At 38.5% G+C, this 21404-nt stretch carries 19 protein-coding genes; 7 read left to right on the top strand and 12 right to left on the bottom strand.

All coding sequences use genetic code 11. The features are described from left to right. Window positions 1–7: 7 nt before the first annotated feature. Window positions 8–676: a DUF2461 domain-containing protein gene (locus VL121_RS17290; protein ID WP_325407674.1), complete on the top strand. Its 669-nt coding sequence runs from the start codon at window positions 8–10 to the stop codon at window positions 674–676. Window positions 677–724: 48 nt separating this feature from the next. Here the strand turns inward: VL121_RS17290 and VL121_RS17285 are convergent, their stop codons facing one another. Continuing rightward, on the bottom strand, window positions 725–1732 hold the full coding sequence (locus VL121_RS17285) for an aspartate-semialdehyde dehydrogenase (RefSeq protein WP_325407672.1): 1008 nt from the start codon (window positions 1730–1732) through the stop codon (window positions 725–727). Window positions 1733–2115: 383 nt separating this feature from the next. On the opposite strand from VL121_RS17285, the gene dut reads away from it, so the two are divergent. The 4 genes from dut to VL121_RS17265 all read left to right on the top strand — a co-directional run bounded on the left by dut (window position 2116) and on the right by VL121_RS17265 (window position 5590). Beyond that, on the top strand, window positions 2116–2562 hold the full coding sequence (gene dut / locus VL121_RS17280) for a dUTP diphosphatase (RefSeq protein ID WP_325407670.1): 447 nt from the start codon (window positions 2116–2118) through the stop codon (window positions 2560–2562). 18 nt (window positions 2563–2580) lie between these two features. Next, window positions 2581–3393, top strand: coding sequence for a lipoprotein insertase outer membrane protein LolB1 (gene lolB1 / locus VL121_RS17275; protein ID WP_325407668.1), 813 nt, complete (start codon window positions 2581–2583; stop codon window positions 3391–3393). Window positions 3394–3467: 74 nt separating this feature from the next. Next, on the top strand, window positions 3468–4751 hold the full coding sequence (locus tag VL121_RS17270) for a murein hydrolase activator EnvC family protein (RefSeq protein ID WP_325407666.1): 1284 nt from the start codon (window positions 3468–3470) through the stop codon (window positions 4749–4751). A gap of 20 nt (window positions 4752–4771) precedes the next feature. After that, window positions 4772–5590 (top strand): SDR family oxidoreductase, encoded by an 819-nt coding sequence (locus tag VL121_RS17265; protein WP_325407664.1) that lies wholly within the window; start codon window positions 4772–4774, stop codon window positions 5588–5590. Window positions 5591–5921: 331 nt separating this feature from the next. Here VL121_RS17265 and VL121_RS17260 read toward each other — a convergent pair whose 3' ends face one another. The 9 genes from VL121_RS17260 to cas6 all read right to left on the bottom strand — a co-directional run bounded on the left by VL121_RS17260 (window position 5922) and on the right by cas6 (window position 17402). Next, window positions 5922–6386, bottom strand: a complete 465-nt coding sequence (locus tag VL121_RS17260; RefSeq protein WP_325407662.1) for a hypothetical protein — start codon at window positions 6384–6386, stop codon at window positions 5922–5924. Between the two features lie 28 nt (window positions 6387–6414). Next, entirely contained in the window at window positions 6415–7242 is an 828-nt protein-coding gene (locus VL121_RS17255; protein ID WP_325407660.1) for a nucleotidyl transferase AbiEii/AbiGii toxin family protein, read from the bottom strand. 47 nt (window positions 7243–7289) lie between these two features. Next, window positions 7290–8048, bottom strand: coding sequence for a type IV toxin-antitoxin system AbiEi family antitoxin domain-containing protein (locus VL121_RS17250; protein ID WP_325407658.1), 759 nt, complete (start codon window positions 8046–8048; stop codon window positions 7290–7292). 425 nt (window positions 8049–8473) lie between these two features. Beyond that, window positions 8474–10774: a CRISPR-associated helicase Cas3' gene (gene cas3 / locus VL121_RS17245; RefSeq protein ID WP_325407656.1), complete on the bottom strand. Its 2301-nt coding sequence runs from the start codon at window positions 10772–10774 to the stop codon at window positions 8474–8476. Further along, window positions 10771–11496, bottom strand: a complete 726-nt coding sequence (cas5, locus tag VL121_RS17240) for a CRISPR-associated protein Cas5 (RefSeq protein WP_325407654.1) — start codon at window positions 11494–11496, stop codon at window positions 10771–10773. Before cas5 ends, cas3 begins: the two co-directional genes overlap by 4 nt. Beyond that, complete coding sequence (locus VL121_RS17235) at window positions 11486–12922, bottom strand: hypothetical protein (protein WP_325407652.1); 1437 nt, start codon at window positions 12920–12922, stop codon at window positions 11486–11488. Before VL121_RS17235 ends, cas5 begins: the two co-directional genes overlap by 11 nt. 11 nt (window positions 12923–12933) lie before the next feature. Then, window positions 12934–15054 (bottom strand): hypothetical protein, encoded by a 2121-nt coding sequence (locus VL121_RS17230; RefSeq protein ID WP_325407650.1) that lies wholly within the window; start codon window positions 15052–15054, stop codon window positions 12934–12936. 631 nt (window positions 15055–15685) lie between these two features. After that, on the bottom strand, window positions 15686–16579 hold the full coding sequence (locus VL121_RS17225) for a helix-turn-helix transcriptional regulator (RefSeq protein WP_325407648.1): 894 nt from the start codon (window positions 16577–16579) through the stop codon (window positions 15686–15688). Window positions 16580–16589: 10 nt separating this feature from the next. Next, window positions 16590–17402 (bottom strand): CRISPR-associated endoribonuclease Cas6, encoded by an 813-nt coding sequence (cas6, locus tag VL121_RS17220; protein WP_325407646.1) that lies wholly within the window; start codon window positions 17400–17402, stop codon window positions 16590–16592. A gap of 614 nt (window positions 17403–18016) precedes the next feature. Between cas6 and VL121_RS17215 the strand changes: the two genes are divergently transcribed. Together VL121_RS17215 and VL121_RS17210 are read left to right on the top strand one after the other, a co-directional pair. Beyond that, entirely contained in the window at window positions 18017–19159 is a 1143-nt protein-coding gene (locus tag VL121_RS17215; protein ID WP_325407644.1) for a papain-like cysteine protease family protein, read from the top strand. Window positions 19160–19213: 54 nt separating this feature from the next. Beyond that, the gene (locus VL121_RS17210; protein WP_325408054.1) at window positions 19214–19588 is read left to right on the top strand and encodes an outer membrane beta-barrel protein; all 375 of its coding nucleotides are present in this window, start codon (window positions 19214–19216) and stop codon (window positions 19586–19588) included. Between the two features lie 134 nt (window positions 19589–19722). Here VL121_RS17210 and VL121_RS17205 read toward each other — a convergent pair whose 3' ends face one another. Next, a complete protein-coding gene (locus VL121_RS17205; RefSeq protein ID WP_325407642.1) occupies window positions 19723–20832 on the bottom strand; it encodes an alkene reductase in 1110 nt (369 codons plus the stop codon). Between the two features lie 83 nt (window positions 20833–20915). Then, window positions 20916–21404, bottom strand: a 489-nt coding sequence (locus tag VL121_RS17200) for a helix-turn-helix transcriptional regulator (protein ID WP_325407640.1), incomplete at its 5' end; no start/stop codon positions are given.

Here is a 21404-nt window from a genome sequence, read left to right as displayed (position 1 = left end):
ATACCCAATGATACAACCAGCTACAATGCGTTTTCTTAAAAATCTTTCCAAAAATAATAATAAGCCCTGGTTTGATCTGCACAGGAAGGAATACGAAACCGCCCGCAAAGACTACGAAGATTTTATTCAATCTGTTATTGATGCATTTGGTAAATCTGATCCTTCCATTGCTCCTTTAATAGCGAAGCAATGCTTATTCCGCATTAACAGGGATATCCGGTTCAGCAAGAATAAAACACCGTACAAAAAAAACTTTGCTGCCAGCATTAACCGCGGCGGAAAAAAATCCATTTTTGCCGGTTATTATTTTCATCTTGAACCTGGCAATAGCTTTGTGGGCGGGGGCATTTGGATGCCCATGCCGGGGGAAACGCAAAAAATAAGACAGGAAATTGATTATTGCTGGCCCGAATTCAAAAAAATCATCACTTCAAAAAAGTTCAGGTCCATTTACAGCGAATTGGATAATGAACCGGAAATTACTTTAGTGAATGTGCCTAAAGGGTACGCTAAAGATAACCCCGCAGCACAATATCTTAAGCTAAAAAGCTGGATTGCCATGCAGGAAATCAATGATACAGCCTTACATTCCGCCAGCCTGTTGAAGCAAACCGTAGAAGCTTTCGGCGCTATACAACCATTGATTTACTTTTTGAACCGGGCTATAGAAGAATAGGGATGTTCCTGTTCACTTATGAAGTTTTTGAACATCCCTACCCATCGTTTATAATAAATTTTTTGCCACCAGGTATTCCGCAATTTGCACCGCGTTGGTTGCAGCGCCCTTGCGCAGGTTATCGCTAACGATCCACATGTTCAGCGTGTTGGGCTGCGATTCATCCCGTCTTAGTCTCCCTACAAATACATCATCCTTTTCATGCGCATCTTTAGGCATCGGATATAACGCATTGGAAGGATCATCGACTACCACTATGCCCGGTGCTTTAGCCAGTATTTCTTTTACTTCATTCAAATCATACTCCTGTGCAAATTCGATATTTACGCTTTCGCTGTGCCCGCCCATAACCGGAATGCGAACCGTAGTAGCGGTTACGCGGATATTGTCATCTCTCAATATTTTACGGGTTTCATTCACCATTTTCATTTCTTCTTTAGTATACCCGTTATCAAGGAATACATCAATTTGAGGTATAACGTTCAGATCAATCGGGTATTTATAAGCCATCGGGTATTCGCTGCTATCTCCCTTAACCGCACGGTTTCTTTCACCCTGCATTTGTTCCACAGCTTTTACGCCTGTGCCGGTAACGCTCTGGTAAGTGCTCACTACAATTCTTTGTATGTTGTATTTTTTATGCAGCGGGTTAAGCGCCACAACCATTTGTATAGTAGAACAATTAGGATTGGCAATGATCTTATCGTCTTTTGTTAAAGCATCGGCATTAATTTCGGGTACCACTAATTTTTTAGAAGGGTCCATGCGCCATGCAGAAGAGTTATCAATAACGGTAATGCCTGCTGCGGCAAATTGCGGGGCTAACGCCAGGGAAGTACTTCCGCCGGCCGAAAACAAAGCCACATCAGGTTTAGCCGCAATAGCATCGGCTGCGCTTACTACCTTGTATTTTTTGCCCTTAAACTCCACTTCTTTACCAATAGATTTTTCGGAAGCAACCGGAAACAACGCGGTTACCGGAAAATTTCTTTCCGCAAGAATCTGTAACATTTTAGTGCCTACTAATCCTGTGGCCCCTACTACTGCAACTTTCATTTTAATTGATTTTATGGTTTTAGTTTTGATACAGCTCATTAAAAAAGCCTTCCCTGTTCCGGAAAGGCCTCAAATATGTTTGGTCACACCATACACGCTTTAACCCTTCCTTTTCAGGAACTGTTTCTTCGTACGTTTGGTATGTTTCTTTATCTCTGACATGGGCGGCAAAGTTAACCAGCTATAAGGATTCTTCCAAAAATAAATAAACGTATAATACGGAAGTTTTCAGAATCGGCCGTCAGCTATTAGTGTAGTAACTACCAAAACAGGCTGCGTACTTCTTTTTGCACTGCCTGTAGCTTATACTAACTGCTGATACCCGATACCTTTACATAAAACGCCGATAGTGTATTCTATCCCAATAATCTTATTTTTGCCGGATGCCAGCAACACTTACGGTTAAGATCATTAATCAATCAAACAATCCCCTGCCTGCGTATGCCACACCCGGAGCATCCGGTATGGATATCCGCGCATTTCTTTCATCGCCGGTTATTTTACAGCCCATGGAACGGTCATTAATTCCTACGGGGCTTTTTGTTGAAATACCCGGGGGGTACGAGATACAGGTTCGTCCGCGCAGCGGACTGGCAATAAAACAGGGAATCACCTGTTTAAATACACCAGGCACTATAGATTCGGATTACCGTGGTGAAATAAAGGTTATACTGATTAACCTTTCCAATGAACCCCAGCCCATCCAGCCCGGCGACAGGATCGCTCAAATAATCGTTCAACGGGTAGAACAGGCCCAATGGGAAACAGCGGAAACCATAAGCGTTACTTCCAGGAACGAAGGCGGCTTTGGCCATACAGGCAAAAATTAATTTACTTAAAAAGCGATCATGCGGTTTATTCTTACTACACTTTTTTTTATCGCTGTGCTATGCAGTTGCCGCAGTTCAAAAAAGCTACAATCGGCTATTACCAAAAAAGATACGGTCATTACTGCTCTTAACAATCCCGCGGCAACCGATTCGGCCAGGCTGGTGCATGAAACTTTTGAAAAAATAAGAGGTAATTATATTCAGTTCGAAACCTTTTCTTCCAAAATAAAAGTGCAGTATAAAGACAGTAAGCAAAGGAATTATGATTTCAACGCGTTTGTACGTATCCAAAAAGACAGCATTATATGGATATCTATCAACGCCGCGTTTGGCATTGAGGCTTTCCGGGTTTTTATTACACCCGACAGTGTAAAAGTGATGGATAAGCTGGACAAGAATGTACAATACCGCTCCGTAGAATATATCAGGGAAATTGTGCAGTTACCTGTAGATTTTTTTACCTTGCAGAACCTCATTGTGGGCAATCCTGTATATTTAGACAGTACAAAAGTGCTGATGTATAAAGAAAGAGAAACTTCGGTTTCCTTAGCCACGATGGGTAATTTTTTTAAACAGTTGCTGTCGCTCAGAAAGGATGATTATGCTGTGCTACACAGCAAATTAGATGATGTGGATGTGGGACGCAGCCGTACTGCCGACTTTACCTATAATGATTATATTACTATCAGCGGCAGGCTTTTTTCCACGGGCAGGAAAATTTCCGTTGCCGAAAAAACAAGGTTAGATGTAAGTCTTGAATATAAACAGGTAGAATTTGATAAACCCCTCAGCTATCCTTTTAATATACCGCGTAATTACAGTATTCAATAATTTTAACAAAATGCGGCACAATCACAGGCATATACCATCGTTATTTGCAGTACAAACCATATAAAATTTCCGGCATGCGCACATTCTTTTTCTTACTGTTTGTATTTCTTTGCGGTTTCCAGATGCAGTCATCTGCCCAGTCTAAGGATGAATTAGAGAGCCAGCGCAAACAAATACAGCAGGAGATTGAAGACTTAAGAAAATCGCAAAATGCCATCCAGAAAAATAAAAAAGAGAGCCTGGGTCAACTGGCGCGTATCAGAAACCTGATCAAAAAAAGAGACGCCATTATAGAAACCATTAACAGGCAGGTGCAGTTGATCAATGATGATATTCACACCAACAACCGGGAAATAGCGCGTTTAAAAAATGAGCTGGATACACTAAAAGCACAGTACGCCAAAACGATTGAATATGCTTACAAGAACAGGAGCAGTTACGATATGCTCAACTTCATTTTTTCAGCCGTTAGCTTTAATGATGCCATCAAAAGGGTTGCTTACCTGAAAGCCTATCGCGAATACAGGGGAAAACAGGTAGATAATATTTATCAAACCCAGACGCTGTTATCGCAAAAAAACCAGGCACTTGCTGAAAACAAAACCCTCAAAACACAAACGCTTGCAGAACAAAGCCAGCAAATGAAAAAGCTGGAAGAGGAAAAGAAACAAAAAGACGCTGTTGTTTCGAGCCTGAAGCTCAAGGAAAGAGAGCTGGATAAACAACTTACTTCCAAAAGAAAGTTAGAGAACAATATCAGGAATTCCATTGCCGCTATTATTAAAAGAGAAATCATGGAAGCGGAAAAAGCGGAGCGGGCAAAAAGAGAGGCCGCCGCTAAAGCTGCAGGAAGCAATAAGCCTGTGGCTGCCGCAAGCACCAGTTCACGCGCGGCAAATAAGCTTGAAAACACCCCCGAAGTAACCGCGGTTTCCGTAGGCTTTGAAAATAACCGCAGAAAGCTTCCCTGGCCCGTTGCCAAGGGCGACATCACCGGCCCGTTTGGCAGGCACAAAATAGAAGGCACCCGCTTATATGAAGATAATATCGGCGTATACATTCAAACCAATATCGGCGCGCCTGTAAAGGCCGTATATGAAGGAACAGTATCATCGGTACATAGTTTCGGCGCTGTTTCGGCCGTAACCATACGGCATGGTAAATACCTTACTACTTACTATAACCTTACCGCCATCAGCGTAAATAAAGACCAGGAAATAAAATTAGGACAGGTGATTGGTAAAGCCGCCGAATCGGAAGATGAAGACGGCATAGGTAAAGTGCTTTTTGTTGTTACCGTTGTGGTTGGTAATAATCCCAAATATCTTAACCCCGAAGACTGGATCAAACCCAGGTAGCAATAACTAAAATAAACGATATGTCATTTAGCGGAAAAACTGTTTTTATTACAGGTGGCAGCAGGGGCATTGGTAAAGCCATAGCTTTACGATTGGCCAAAGAAGGAGCGCAGGTAGTGATAGCCGCCAAATCGGTGGAAGAAAACCCTAAGCTGGGCGGAACGATCTTTTCGGTAGCAAAAGAAATAGTGGAAGCGGGTGGACGGGCATTACCCGTTCAGTGCGATATACGGTTTGAAGAACAGATAGACAACGCCGTAAGTAAAACCATTGAAGTATTTGGCGGAATAGACATCCTTATTAATAACGCTTCGGCCATATCGCTTACACCCACGGAAAAAACAGATCCCAAACGTTTCGACCTCATGCATGACATTAATGTAAGAGGTACTTTTTTCGTAAGCAAAGCCTGTATACCGCATTTGCGAAAAGGCAATAATCCCCATATCCTGAATTTATCACCCCCGCTTAACATGCAGCCCAAATGGTTCGGCAACCACCTGGCGTATACGCTTAGTAAATACAATATGAGCATGATTGCGATGGGGCTGGCTGAAGAATTAAAAAAGGATAAGATAGGCGTTAACGCGCTTTGGCCCCGAACCACTATCGCTACCGCCGCGGTGCAAAACCTGTTAGGGGGAGATACATTAATAAAGATGAGCCGTACGCCTGAAATAATTGCCGATGCGGTTTATTATATTTTATCGCGTTCCTCCGAAAGCTGCACGGGTAGTTTTTTTATTGATGAAGAGGTGTTGGCCCAGGAAGGCATAACCGACCTGGAAAAATACAGCGTGGTACCCGGAGCTAAATTGTATACCGACCTGTTCCTGTAAGAAGGCATCGGCATCAATAGCAATTTTGTTCCCCACATTCCCTCCCGTGTAATGGGAAGCATACGCTGGTTCCATTCAATAGTATCCATCAGGTATCGAAAAAAAGAGTCGCTGACATGGCTGATTAGATTGCTGTGGTATTCATACAAAATATCCATAAAAGTGTCGCTTACAACCAGCAAAACTAATGTAAATATGTTGGTTATAGGCTACAATTATTACATGCCGATAGCCAGTTGCTGATAGCCTGGCTTTGTGTAACGATTTCTCATTGGCTACGATTTCAAATTCATTTGCGGGCAAGATTGTCCAAATGGTAATTTGTCAGCTTTCAGATTATATCCTTGTCATCATTTTTCTCATTCCCTATTTTCAGGCAGGAGCAATATGCTTTAAATATACAATCCGGCGCATAGCCGCTGCAAAAATCAAAGCTCATAAATCCGCTGTTTACAATATTCGCTTTCCAATCCAGGGAATCCACTATTATTTTATAGGCAAATGCAGCAGGTAAACTTTCAGGCAAATCAATTCCATGGTTCAAGGTGTACATCATCTTTTCAAAAGCGTTGCGGATCATTTTCATTTCTTCATCTGATAGTTGATCAACGGGTGGAAAGCTTTCCGGATGCAATCCGCAATAATATCCGAAAGTGTGTTCTGGTTCTTCTCCGCTCACCCATCTGTCAGCGGCTTCGAGATGCTCTTCAATAGTCTGTTCAGTTTCTTCTTCCGGAATTTCTGTCCGGTGTGCTGCAGCGATGTCGGCAAGAAGATGGGGGAGGTAGGGATGCATGATGGGAGGATTTTAATTTATGACTGAATTAGTTGTCATCTATTTGCAGAAATTTCACAAAAAGATGTTCGCTTAAATAATCCCATACTTTGTTTAATTCCGGCAATTTATGTTGCGGTAAATGATGAGCAATACTCCTGTTCCAGGAATTGGAAACCGATTTTAAAATAGCTTCATCACTGAATATCCTGGTATCAATCTTTTTATTTTTTAAAGCGCATTTCTTTTGGAGAATTGTTCCGATGTTTTCCCAATCTTCAAACTGAACATGATTTAATAAATACCAAACATCATAAAAATCTCTGGGCGCTTTATAGCTTCGCTGATAAAACGCTCTTATTTTCTCAGTTAATATTTCAGCAAGCGAATAAACAGGAATTTCATCTGTATTGATTTTTACTAAGTCGGAATAAGGATGAATAATGTTGATTTGACTAACCGGGAACAAAATTTCTTCATCAAAACTTATATCAATCTCTATTTTTGTTGCCCATCTTTCTTTTGGTGCCGGTGCCTGGTTCTGACTATGATTTGCTCCCCAAAAACTGATGACACATTTGTACCCTTTTTCTTCATCTTTAAAGCGTTTGTTTTCAAAAGTCCTAACCTCAAAACGAATACCTGAATGGGCCTCACATTGTTTTGCAATTTGTTCAAAGAACGATTTATCAATCAAAAATGATTTATCCAATAACGTAAAATCTAAATCCTCAGAAAATCTATAATCGGGAAAATAACATTTCCGCAAACAGGTTCCACCTTTGAAAACAAATAATTTTCGATTATTTCCAAAGCTGTAAAAGCTGTTCAAAAAAAGCCCCAAAACATAATCCTTATCTACCGTATTTGCAGGCACGCTCCAGTTTTCAGCTTTAGATAATACTTCACTTCGTAAAATCATTATCAATAATATTTCATAGCCAAAATATCATCTTTGTTAATATTCAATCTTAATCCCCAGGACGTCAAATAAGTTCCTTTGCCTTCAGTTGCATTATCAAACAGGGAAATGGTTTTAGTAACTTTTCCCTTAGCAAATTCAATGAAATGCCGTAAGGGTAAATCAAATATTTCTGCTAAATAGCCCATTCGCTTGATTGCCGCAACATTATTGACTATTTCAGCATACTCAATTAATTTTTGCTCATTCCATTCATTCGTCACAAATGCCCTGACGATTCCGGGAAATTCTCCTCCATGTTCAGGCAGGTCAAAACAATCTGCAATGGTTTTTTCTTTACCGGTTATTTTATAAGAATGATTTCCATACCCGGCTGTTTCAACACCGGCTATTTTCTCCTGCTTCACTTTAATAAACTGATATCGTACGCCAAAAACAGTTTTGTCTCTTTTGAGTTTTGCTGTTTGTATAAAAATGGTGTTGGAAATCTGTTCTGTTAATCCGTGTAAGTTTAATGCCGACCAATAAGCAATTGCGCCATCCGGAGCTAAGTAATTTCCTATTACATATTCATTGCGAAAATTATGGCGGCAGTATTTGCCCTTTTCGATGATGTTAATTAATTCATTTCTAACTAAGGTGCGTAATTGTGTCATCCATTCATCTAGGGCTTCGCCAACCACAGTTCCAAATGATGCTGCGGTGAAAATATCCAACTCGTGCTGCTCCAATAGCTTTAATAGTGCTTCCGGGGTTTTCATTACCTTTTATTATACTAAAGTTCAAATTTATGAAATTATGAGATAATAAAAGGTAATTTTGAAATCATTCTTATGTATTAAATTAAATTATCCTGCCCCTTGCTCAAGTACATCTGCACTTCATTTACAGACACGAACCAGGGCAATGGTATTCCATATCAATTTCTTCTGGTTGCTCAGTTGCCTTTTTAACAACTGCTCAATCCGGTGATGTTCCTTTGTAAAGAGTTGATGTAAGGGCTTGTTCATAGTTTCTTATAAGACAAAATGTCTTTTAGATAATTTCAGGTACAATTCTCAACAGCCGGGGGCGTGCTGGGACGAGCCAGTGTATTCCGATTCTTAACACGAACTGGGGCAATGGGCTTGCGATGGCAGATCTGGTGACGATTGGTGTAGGTGGCTGTAAGGTTGGATGCATAAAATTACCAAATAGTGTTTATTTGTTTCTTTAAGTTTAAACCTTGCTTTGATGAATATTCGAGCTCAGTAACGTAAACATCGAATCCTTTTCTTTTTCTAATTAATCCTTTTTGTTTTGCTTGTTGAAAAGAACCAATTCTGACAGAAACTAATAACATACGAGCCTTAATGTAATTGCCTTGTTTAATCATATCAATATATTCATTGTAAAGACAAACAATATTTCCCTTATCATCTATTTTATTGAAGGGTAATATTTCAATTTGACCGTCTGATTTTTCAATAATTTTATCTGTCCAATCTTCGTGGGTTCCTGCTATCATTACATTTTCAAAATCATTAACCTCTGTATAGTTTTTACCTCTGTTATATTCTTTATACCATTCAATAAGATTTTCTTCAGAGTAAACTTCATTTAAAATAGAAACTATATCCTGCTCAGATAATGCATCTTCACAATGTTGCTTTTTTAAAAGCAAAACGGTCTGTTCTAAAATTTTCTTGTCATAGATCTGACCATTTTCAACAGATTCTTTTTCAAAAACAGTAACCAAAGACGGTTGTGTTCTACTACCTTTCCTATTAATTCTTCCAAACCGTTGAGCTAAAGCATCAATGGGTGCAGGCTCTGTATAACCACAATCATAGTCAACATCTAATGAAACTTCTATTGCTTGGGTTGCAACCAAAACCCGCGGAGGGTTTTTGGATGTAATTGTTTCTTCAATTATATTCCTATCTAAACTATTAAAGCGAGAATGCAGAAGCATATACTCTATATTTTCTTTTTCCAATTTATCACAAACTTCTTGGCTGGTTGCTACATAATTACAAATGATAAGTATTGTTTTTTGGGGATCACTGACTATATCGTCAATAATCAATGGCAAGTTAGAAAGTAAAGAACCCTCCCTGATAACGATTTTGTGCCTTTTTAAATCACAAACTTTTTTGTCTTTGGGATCAGCTTTGTCAGGTTCAATTATATTATCAGGATAAATATATAATTCTTCCTTAAAAATATTTTCAAGAAATTTTGGGAAAGTAGCAGATGCTAATAAAATATTTGCTCCCATAGTTTGAAGCCATTTTGCTGTAGCAACAATTAATCCTGTTATAAGAGGTTCACATGCATGAATTTCATCAAAAATGAAACAAGCATTTTGTAATTCAGTTAATCCAAGCTCCCATCCTTTTCCCCTTAATGAAATCCTTAAAATCTGATGTGGTGTTAAAACTTTAATAGGAAAATACATTTCATGAGCAAGTCCAGCTAAATGTTTTGCATTTTTATTGGCATTTTGGTTGTTCTCATTTTCTAATAAAGTAAAAAGAAAGGCAGCGTTTTTATGATGCAGTACACCAATAGAATCTTTTGGAAAAACTTTTTGAAGGCGCTTATACATAGCATTAATACTTGCAGTATAAGGTAGAGTATAAAAGAGTCTTCCTTTTTCTTTCTGGTTAGAGGATGCCCAAAATAACATTGCAAACGTTTTCCCAGATCCAGTGGGGGCTTTTAATATAATAGAACCGTTTGTCATTCCACATCTTTGTTGAAAGGGCAAGAGATTTGAAATATCACCTTTTAACTCTTGTTTTATTAGTGAATTGGTATAGTTAGTGAGCTTCGGTACTCTTGGAACTGATAGTTGCCATGCTGAGGCTAAATGATCACAAGTAATTAAAAGGCCTCTAAGTAAGCTTGCTTTTTTTCTTTGTTCAAAGCTTCTTAGTAATTGCTTGTCTCTTTTTAACCAAGAATACTTAAGCTTTCCTAAACTATTAACATCATAAGAAATAGTTTCACACTGCCATTTATAGTTAAATTCCTTTTGCAAACTGCTTAAAAAGTTTATAAAATCTTCATGACTTATTTCTGAAAGTAACATGGAGAGTATATTAGGCTGCATGTACGGCAGTTCATGATCTGGCAAACATTTTTCTCGTGTTATCCCTCCTATAATCGGTAATATATTTCTATGGTGTGTGAGTATAGCAAACAGTGCTTCTTCTGAAAGATGTGGCGCTATCTGGGAGGCAATTGCGGTAGATAAAATTTCATGTCGGTGACCATTCCAATAAATACCATCTTTAACCATTTTTTGAAAACCTGATGCCGCTTTTCCAATATCATGTAGTACACAAATCTCAATCAATTCTTTTCTAATGTTTTCTTTAATATTATTTTCAAAAGGTAATTGATTACAAATTATTTTTGCCACTTTAACTATGTTACACAAGTGTTGAAATAAAGTTTCTCCAGAATCTTTTGCCCAATAAACTCCATAATCTTTCTTCATTTGGCAATTTCTGTAATATCATGAAGATAAATTGTAATGTTATCTAAAGATGGTATTGCAAATAAATTACTTCTTTCAATCGCAGTTTCTGTATCAATAAATTGAAATGTTCTCATCTTTAAAGGATAACGTGTTTCTCCTAACTTGTAATTGTAATAATATTCTGCAAGTGGCAATATAATACCCGCTGCATTTTTCTGTGGAAAAGGGACTAAAGTATTTCTGACTATACCTTGGCTTACTTCACTTGCTTCAATTATTTCATATTGTTTACCGTTTGGCAACCGTTCAAACCACGCTACATCTTGTGATCTTCCAAAAGAAGGTATGTTATGAGGTGAATAAAAAGAAGGCTCAAATAGTTCTACATTCTCTAAAAATAATTGCAATTGAGGACGAACCAAAAACTCTCTTCTTGCGGGATTTGAATTGCCCTTGTTCTCTTGCAATTCGCCTTTTTTATTTATAGAAAAACTTTTAATCTTTTCTATATCTATATTTCCCTCTTTCTTTTCGAAATCAAAAATATATCCTATACGCTTGATTTCATTTAATTCTAAATCTCTGCCAACTATGTTTCCTAATAGGCCAATTATAGTAGAGTAAGAAGGTAGCTTTAGCGTAGGCATATAGCTGCTAACACCACTATTCGATACAAATAATGGTGACTTGAAAGTAGCTGTCCAACCTGATAAACATGCGTATAATAGTTTAGTTGTCATTTGACTTGGGCTGTTCAATTTTCTTTATTTCTTCTATTAGTTTGTCAATCGCCTCTATAGGGCTACACAATACTATTTGAGGTGTATTTACTAGCAAAGATTTTTCTACCGATGTACAATCTTTCCATTTTTTAATTTCGTCTTTTTCATTTATCCAATTACTTAACTCTTTTTCATTTGACTTACTTAAATATCCACACCGAATACCAACGTATACAGGTGTAACCAATCTGTCTTTATAATCCCATAATATTTGTTTTAAGGTATCAAGTTTAATTCGAGTGCCACCTATTACCTCACTTTCAATTACCTCATAACCCTTATCCTCTCTTGGAGTTGTTACTATTTCCTTTGTATCTTCAAACAGGTCATTAAATATCAAATTACCACTTGAGAGACCAGCTACTATTAAGACTTTGGGTGATACATCAGTACCAAATTGGGCTTGTTTAGCGCCGCCTCTTAGCACCGCTAAGGATTTTAAAATTTTTTCTGTTCTGGATAGCCTAATTGATTTATCCTTAAGCTCGTATATTGTAGCATATTTATCTGGGAGAATTGATTTCTCAATTTTATCTTCCTTCAAATATTTATCTACCAGAACTTGTTCCAATTCTTCTCGATCACCAGCATTTCGATATAAGCCAACACGGTGATATGCTAAACCAAAAACTCCTTGCAAATGAGTATTGTAAAAACGGGTTGTATAAGGAAGAGAGGAGGACACTGTTAAGGTAATTTTCCGAACCACATTATTAATAAGTTCCTTCTCTTTTTCATCCTGCAAACTATTTAGGCCTTCTAAAAGTTTTTTCACTAATTCCTCCCGTGAAATATCCTCCTTTAGAATCATCTTTAGATCTTCAATTTTTTTCAAAGTTTCAGGAGTAAATTTTTCTTTGTCTTTTGTAACTTCATCCAATGCTTCTTCATATAAACTAATTGCCACTCCTTGTGGATGAACAAACCCTTTATCTTCACCCTGCCATCCAGTTTTTCTAACCGAAAGTAAAATTGAACTTTGAAATGGAGAACTTCTAATCGTTGCTTTAACACCACCGGTTCCTTGTCCTTCTTTTGAGTTCATGTACCCAAAAATATCATGCTCTGCATATTCGATTGGATCAATTGCAACTCCAACCTTTTTTGTAGTGAACTTATCTTTGCTTTCGCCTTCACCATCTCCTGATTGAGTAGTTTCAATTGGAGTTCTCGGATCATTATATTCTTCAAAACATGTATCTCTTAACCAACGGCGCCAGGCTTGTGCTGAGACATAAGGAATATCATCCTTAAATTCCCGTAAAGTTTTAGGAACAGTAACGGTATTTTTTCCATCCTTTTCTGAAGTTGAACCGTTCAAAAAAGAACCTTCTGCTTGAATAAGAAAAGTCCCCACAATATGTGTTAATTTTTTGTTTGTCATAATTATGCTTATTAATTTTTAGCTGAATATTTTTGATGATAAAGGCTAGCTAACTCTAGTCGTAATTGAAACATTACTTCCCATACATCATTTTCCCCATCTTCATTTCGGCATAAATCATCCCATTCTTCATTTGTATAATTTTTCTTACCCGATTCTGCTAGCGAAGCAAACCAGTTTTCTATATCTCTTGGTTTTATCTGATTATTAGAAAAGACGTTCAGGATTCGTCTTTTAAATCTATCCTTACCTTCTTCATCAATGTATGAATCAAAAAAGTCTTTTGCAAAAGATTTGATTTTTAAATATTTTGGATGAGCGAAAGATTGATCTTTTAGCATGGGTAATTCAATTTTGAGTAATTCTGTTTGGTACAAATAGTAGCGAATAATTTTATGATTAATGTTTTTTATTTTATCATCTAATTTCAGCGGATGTATACTACATGGAAAAATTTTTAGGTAATGTTCATATGTGAATTCATCAGGAATAACATCTATCATAAATTCTTTCAACTTATTAAATTCAACTTTTTTCTTCCAGGTGTGAATGTTCTTTTCTCTTTCAGTTAATTTTTGAGCTATCCATCTCGCTATTATGAGTGCATCTTCTGTATATCCTAAAATTTGCTGATTATATAATTCAAAAAGTTCAACACTTGCGGATTGTGACTGTAAATGTAACAGTTTCCTGATTGCAGTTTGATAAGGTAAATTTGTATCATAAAGGCGATATAATTTGCTTATTTCTTCAGTCGTTAATGGCTGTTTTAATGTAAGTGTATTTTCCTTCTTTTTATAACTCAACTTTTCACCAAACTCTTCAATTATTTTAATAAAATTCTTATCAGGAAGAAATTCTTTAAATTCTACTGTCACTTCTTTATCAGTCGGATAAAATGGAAAATATTCCTTTTTGTCTTTTATACATTCTAATAAAGAGTATTTTACATCTTTCTCTGCTCGGATATAACTTTCAATTTCGGCACGATGAATTCCTCTCCATACCTTCCACAAAAATTGTAAGGTTGTACTTGGCAGTTCATAAATTTCCAATGCAGGTTCTTGCCCTGAGTTAGAAAACAACCATAGATTGAGGCATAGATGTTTAAAATCTATTTCTTGCTTTTCCTCTTCAACTTTTGTTAAATAGTTTAAGAGAAGAAGAGTAATATTATTATAAGCATTTCCTTTCCCCCAAGTTTCAACCTTATCTAATATTTGCGTTTTTTTTATTGTATCCTTATAAATTTGTTCTACAAGCGACTGAAATAAAGGTATTCCTTCGCTTGCATAATCATTGCTTTGAAAACAGACTAATCTATTGCCTATTATACCAACGCCTATAGGCAAAAATTGAGATGCTAATAAAGCAATAGCACTTGCTCGAAATGTACGGCTTGAAGAAGGGTAGGTTTGCGCATCTTGTACTGAGCCGAATAAAGGGAACCATTCTTTGCTTAACTTCTTTCCATTTTCTTCAATGACCTTGGATGCTGGATATAATCCTGTTATTTCACATTTCATTCTATCATCTTCTAAACTTTTTATGTCATTGACTAAGTCTTGAATAATCTTCTTATACTCATCTAACCCTTTATCTTCTTCAGTGTTCTTTTTTTTGGATTCCTTCTCACCTAATTTCTCTTTAGCTTTTTTTAAGCTTTCTTCTTTCTTTTGAAAATCATTTTCGTATTTTTTAATCTTCTTTTCAATTTCTTGTATTGTTTTTCTCGCTGATTTTATTTTTTTGTTATCAGTAATTATTTCTATTTCTTCTTGTTTAATAGCTATCTCCTGCTTGTTAACATTAAGGTTTGCAATAATTTCTTCAATGTCTTTTTGTATTACCCCAATTTTCCTTTGAGTATTTTTAATTACTAAGTCAGGATTACTCGAAGCATTAGTTAACGGTCCATTACTGCTAAATACCATTGTATAAGAGTTGAGTTTTCTATTAGCATTTGATAACCAATTTTTATTAGTAACTATTAGCTTTTCAATAATTTCAGGGGTTAAGTCGCTTATTTTATTTACCTCGACTTTTAGCTCTTTTTCCAATTCCTTTGCCCTTGCTATCATAACTGCAAGCCCGGTATCTACAATTGGATGGCCTGTGTATTGTAATTTCATTTCGTCTATTCTTTTTATTATTATTTTACAACTCTTCAACACCCCCGTCCCCCTCCTCATTATACGAGCCAATCCAACAATAAGCCTATTCCGCTATATGCTGCAATACCTATAATCCAAAACTTTGTTACCTACATGTGCGTTTATGTGAATAAATTATTTATAACATGGAATATTTGCACAACAAGCATTATTTTTTTTCTGTAACCGCAGCATAGGATAAGCATGCTAAAATTTTTTCTCATTAATTTATAAAAATTATCCAATACTTCTTCAATACTCATACCCGATGCAGGTAACTTAATACATCAGTTATATGCATACCTCTTAGCAATGCCTGCCGCTTCTTTTTTATAGCTTAAGATAATATAGTCTCTGTAATCAATTATATTACTCCTTGTTTTGGTGTCTTTAAAAGTAATTTAGTTCATTATTAAAAACTAATTTATATAGGCTAATATTTTTTCTTCTTTATATTTATTCATACTCCCTCCAACTCCTCCATCCTATTTCTCCTTTTTTTATAAATTTCTCTGTAGTGTTTCAATAAGCAGTCCACTAATAGTTTAAGCGTTCAGCCACCTCCGGCTTTCTCACTCACAAACTTATTGTCCTCCACTGTCAACTTCCGTCAGTATGTAGAACCGTTTATCTTTTCTTTCAAAAATATTTGGAACGCTGCGGGGCCCACTACCTTAATATTACCCGGCAATCCCAGCACAAACCTGCCAATACCGTGATACTGCGCTACGGGTATGCTTAACCGGTAAGCTCCCTGTTCCGCGCTGATAAACTTTTTAGCCAGCGGGTATTCTTCCGTCAGCAAATTATACGCTTTCAGGTCCAGCAGGGCTACCACCGTTGCGGCAGGCTTGCTGCCCGACATGCGGAAGGCATCGGTAAAAGGTAGTTGTTGTTTACCCTCATTTTGCCAATCCCGCGGCAGTATTTCCACCCGCTGCATACGGGCAATCAAAAACTGTTTGCATTTCCCGCTTTTAACTTCATAACACCAAACGCCTTCATATGCCGGTAAAAAATCGAAAGGCTCAACAGTTCTGTCGGATATTTTATCGCTGTTGGAAGAACGGTACGCGACCAGTTGCACCTGCTTTTTATTGCGAATGGCGTTGCTCAATTGTTGTATCTTCTTAAAGTCATTGCTTTGCTTTTTTTCTTCCAGCGTCTTCCTGTCGTATAAGGTATTCAGCTTGCGCAATAATTGTTGCTTAACGGCCGACTCCCCTTCTAACTTCTCTATGGTTTCTTCCAGTATAAACACTTCTTCTTCTGTAAAATGCATCAAACGCTGTAAGGAACGCGTAGCGGAACTGTCTTGCTGCAGGCGGTAACCCTTGCCTGCGTGATCCATCATCAGCCCCGCGATTTCAAAAGTTTCGAGGTAACGAAATACGGTACGGTCCGAAATATCAAACCGCTCCTGTATTTCGGCAATGCTATACCGCCGTTTACCCGAAAGTAAAAGCAGCATGCCCAACAATCGTTTTATTTTTTGCTGATCCATTATTCGTAAGTTACCCTGCTCCGGTTTCCTGTTTTTCTACCTCCACACTCCCCATCCCCAAACTATTATATACCCCCGCCCCGCTATTCAGCAACAACTCCAGCGCCTCCCGTTTCCCTTTCACCCGCAGCCTGAAATTCACAAATCCCCTGATCTTTGTTTCCGCCGGGGTATCCGCTTTTATGGTAATCAACCTCGATCTGGGCGGATTGCTGTAGAAAATAACTTCCATAGCCGATTCTGCAAAAGCAACCTCAGCAGCTTCTGTTCCGTATAGTGTTTTGTATTTCTCCGTCCAGTTATACATTAATTGTGATACAAACTCCGGGTGCTCCGGCGGGAGAAAGCTATAATTGCCCCGCTCATTTTTTAAACCGCATACCATAGGTGAGCGTGGCTGTAATACCAACTCCTGTATTGCATCGTTGGTTAAGGGTAAAGGCAATGCTTCAACCCGGGTAATGGTAAAAGTGGCGCGGCTTTTACGGTCGGCTATTTCTATTTGCTGCTGCATAAACAGTCCTTTAATAAACGTTTCCGCTGCCTGTGGCAAATGAAAAGAAACCACCAGTTCTGCCTGCCGGGTTAATAATAACAGGCGGTCGCCACGAATTTGAAATGGTGTTTTTAAATCGGAGAAAGTAAAAAGCTTGAATGACTTAAGTGAATCTTTTTGTGTATACCCCTTATCGTGTAAGAAAGCAGCATAATCACTATCCGCTTTGTGCAGTATTTTGAATATAACAGCCGAAACAGCATAGCTATTGTTGATGGGAATAAAACTCCCTTTGCTTAAAGCAGCCAGGACAAGGTGAAACTGCATGAGGCAAGTTCAAATTTTGAGGGTGAAACAATGCAGGCCGCCAAAGGACAAAATGGATGGGTAGTTATAAATGTAAACAAATTTATTTTTGTATAAAAAATTTATTTTGCTTCTTCCTCTTCTTTCTCACCAAATTACAGCAATCATATCTTCAGCCGTTTGGATAAAATCAACAGCGTCTACACAACGGTACGCCAGTGTTTCTTGTTCATGTAATATCCTGTAGTGCACAGGTACATTGAGATTCCTGCCTGCATAAGCTGTATTGGAGTTACAACCAGGCAAAAGCAACCTGATCATTTTAGGGCCTGCTTTAAAAACATATTATTTTGCCAGGAAGGAAGTGATGCTTTATTGCCTGTTCACTCCCTTTCACCTCTGCCCCGTCTGAATGCCCTTGCACAGACACTGCGGGGATTTCATCGTCTTTCCTTTGTTACCTATTATCGGGGTTTTACCAGTATAGCGTATTGTTTCCGCGCTAATGCCGGGCAGTATGCCGAGAGGAAAAATTATACACAGCACCGGGTAACATTTCGCCTGCAGGATGTATATCATGCAGCATATGCTGCTAAAAAACCCGATTGTTTTAATAACCGTTAACAATGTATTTTATGGATTTTAAAAATCTCAACAATTTAAGGATTGATGTTCCATACGAACTGGAACAAAAGGTATTTACATGGCTGTATTACAGCAAAGTGCTTAATTTCAATATGGAGGCGCAGCTCAGGTCGAACTGGTGCTGGGCAGCAACGGCAGACAGCGTATCTCATTTTTATGCCAAACTTTTAAATCCCTGGTCGCAATGCAAAATTGCTTCCAATGAACAGGGGTTGTCCTGTTGCAATACACCCACGCCATCGGGTTGTAATGTGCCGTGGTATTTAGATAAGGCGCTCGACTGTACACACAATTATGTATCCATGAGCGGCGGAACAATGACATGGGACGCGGTAAAAGCAGAAATAGATAAAGGGCTGGTAGTGGGAACACGTATAGGATGGAACGGCGGAGGCGGTCATTTTATGGTTATTCATGGGGTGTCGCGGATAGGGTTTACACATTATTTTCATATTGATGATCCTATTTACGGAAAGAGTGTATTAACAGCAGATCAATTCTCTAATAATTACCAGGGAAGCGGCGGATGGACACATAGTTATATCACCAAAAAATATTCTTATATGCGGTTTTTGGATCTGACATTGTACGAAAAGTTATTAATCCCCATTCCCATCATCAGGCCATTGCTTAAAATTCAATTGCCCGAGCTGAATATAGAGAAGAAATTAGATCAGCTTGACTTAAGCATGCCGCATCATGTCTTTACCGTATCATTGAAGGAGATTGATAAAGAAATAAGCGTATCTAAAGAACCATCAAGTGTACGTGTTATTGAGCTTGATGCAGCAAAACCCGTAGCGATCTATGATCTCTCCACCAATGAAAGCCGGCCCGAAGTACTGCAGGTAAGTACCGATAAAGCGTATTTGAATAATATCGAAAATGGAATAGAGCAACTCAGGCGCGTAGAAAGCAGCGCAGATGATGGCAATGAACTTCGCCTGCTGCGGTATCCCGCGCTAAACTTAGAAGCATTGTGGCTTACCGGCAGCAATGGCAAAGAGAATAAATATTACTTAGTGCGTCATTTTGAAGACAGGGACGGTGTGCTGGATCAAAAAGAATTTAATGCATTGGTACAAAGGCTAAAAGCCACGATAGAAAAACAGGACGATAGGATGGGCGCATAATGATGGCGTTTATAATAAAAAAAACAAAGCGGTCAGCCACGCACCAAACGCAGGCTGACCGTTTTTTATTTAATTCCTTTACTTCTGACCTGGACGGCTGAGCTTAGCGGCTGGTTCACAAACAGGATTTCAGAAGGACTGCTGGCAGGAGGGAATATGGGTGCTATGAATATGGCACTGGCAAAACAAATCCTTAAGAAAAACGGAACCATCAAGATCGGTGTGCGGGATATATTCCGTACGCAAAACTTCAGCGGGTATTCACGCTATGCGGATGTTGATATAGATATTCTTAATGACCGGAGAAAAGACAACAGGCAATATGTTATTTCATTTACTTATAAATTCGGGAAAAACAATATAGCTCCTGCACGCAGGCGAACCGGCGGATCGGCCGATGAACAAAGCCGGATAAAGAGCGGGGGATAAACCAATTCGCGCCGGGCTCTCATGCTTTACACAGTTGCCTGACTGTGAAGACCCCCATCGGGAAGAGAAAATTTAAAAAACGTTTGGTAATTTCTGTACCAATTCCTCCGGCAGCGCCGGTGATAACTACCACTTTATTGCTGAATTTCATTTTGATAAATTTTTAATTGTTTTGATGAATCAATTGCCGGATAATCTGTATAGCCTGCTGCGCCCGGCGTATAGAGTGTATTATAATTAACAGGATTAAGCGTTGCGTTTGTTTTTATTCTTTCTACAAAATCAGGATTGGATAAAAAAGAACGACCAAACGCAACCAGGTCTGCAAAGCCTTTATCAAGCGCTTCTTCAGCAGTTGCGGGAGTAAGCCCGTTGGCTAAAATGATGGTTCCTGAAAAGTTGTCACGAATGGCCTGTAATGTTTTTGCAGGAATAGGTGCGTTAACGGCTATGTGCAGGTACACGATTTGCAGCCCGTCTAATTTTTGAGCAAGATAAGCGTAGGTGTTATGCGTTTCTTCTTCGCCATATTCTGCCAGATCACCCAATTTTGAAAAGGGAGAAAAACGAATTCCTACTTTTCCTTTTCCGATAGCATCAGCAACTGCCTGAACCACTTCAATGGTAAACCTGCTGCGATGCTCCATACTGCCTCCGTATTCATCTTTACGATTGTTTACATGTGGGTTTAAGAACTGCTCTATCAAATAGCCATTGGCGCCATGAATTTCTACGCCATCAAAGCCGGCAGCAACCGCATTTTTTGCAGCTATCACAAACCCTTCAATTACATTTTTGATTCCTTCTTTGGAAAGTGCAAACGGTTCTGAAAAGTCTTGCAAACCTTTGGTGTCGGTGAATATCTGCCCGGCTGCTTTAATATCAGAAGCGCTAACAAGAGCGGTTTTTTTCGGCAGATTATCATTATGACCGATACGGCCCGTATGCATCAACTGCAAAAATATCTTGCTTCTGCCACGGTGTACATTGTTAGTAACGGGCTTCCATGCATCCACTTGTTGTTGGCTAAAAACGCCGGGTATCCTGGGATAGCTCAATGCTTCGGGAGCAGGCGCGGTACCTTCTGTAATAATCAGGCCGGCGCCGGTACGCTGACCGTAATAGTCTGCCATTAATTGATTGGGCAGGTTGTCTATGGCACGGCTGCGTGTCATCGGCGACATTACCAGATGGTTTTTCAGCTCGAAGTTGCCTTTTATATAAGGCGCTAATAATTTTTTCATCTTTGTTGTATTTAATAATTTGATACAGCAAAGTTGGATTGAACTGCGCAGGCAAAATAACCTTAAAGGGCTTATAAATAGCCCTATCCGGTGGAGGAATATTTTTTGGGGGTGATTCCGTAATGTCTTTGAAATAAGCGGCTGAAATGGCTGAGGTTGGAAAACCCAAGCTGGTAGCCCACTTCAGAAACTGAGTAGCCTGATTGCTTTAATAAAAAAGCGGCTTCTTCCATTCTCACTTTTTGATAGTAGTTATAGATAGTATCGCCAAAGGTTTGTTTAAACAACTGTTTCAGTTTGGTTTCACTCATTCCAACGGCAGTAGCCAATTGAGGTATAAAAGGAGGTTCCCCAATGTCTGATAAAATAATATTACGTACTTCAAATAGTTTTTCAGCATCCGCATTGTACAAAGCTCTCTGCGAAGTATTTTCTCTTTTGGATAGCTTATGAAATAAGTGGTATAATAATTCCTGCACTTTTATTTGCACCAAAAAATTACTCAGATCATCGTTCATATTGATAGCGGCAATATTTTTCAATATTTGTTGCGTTTCGGTATTCAAGCTTTC

Source organism: Agriterribacter sp. (assembly GCF_035497235.1).
Lineage (GTDB): Bacteria > Bacteroidota > Bacteroidia > Chitinophagales > Chitinophagaceae > Agriterribacter.
The sequence above is the reverse complement of the archived record's forward strand: the minus strand, read 5'-3'. Positions and strand labels throughout refer to the sequence as shown.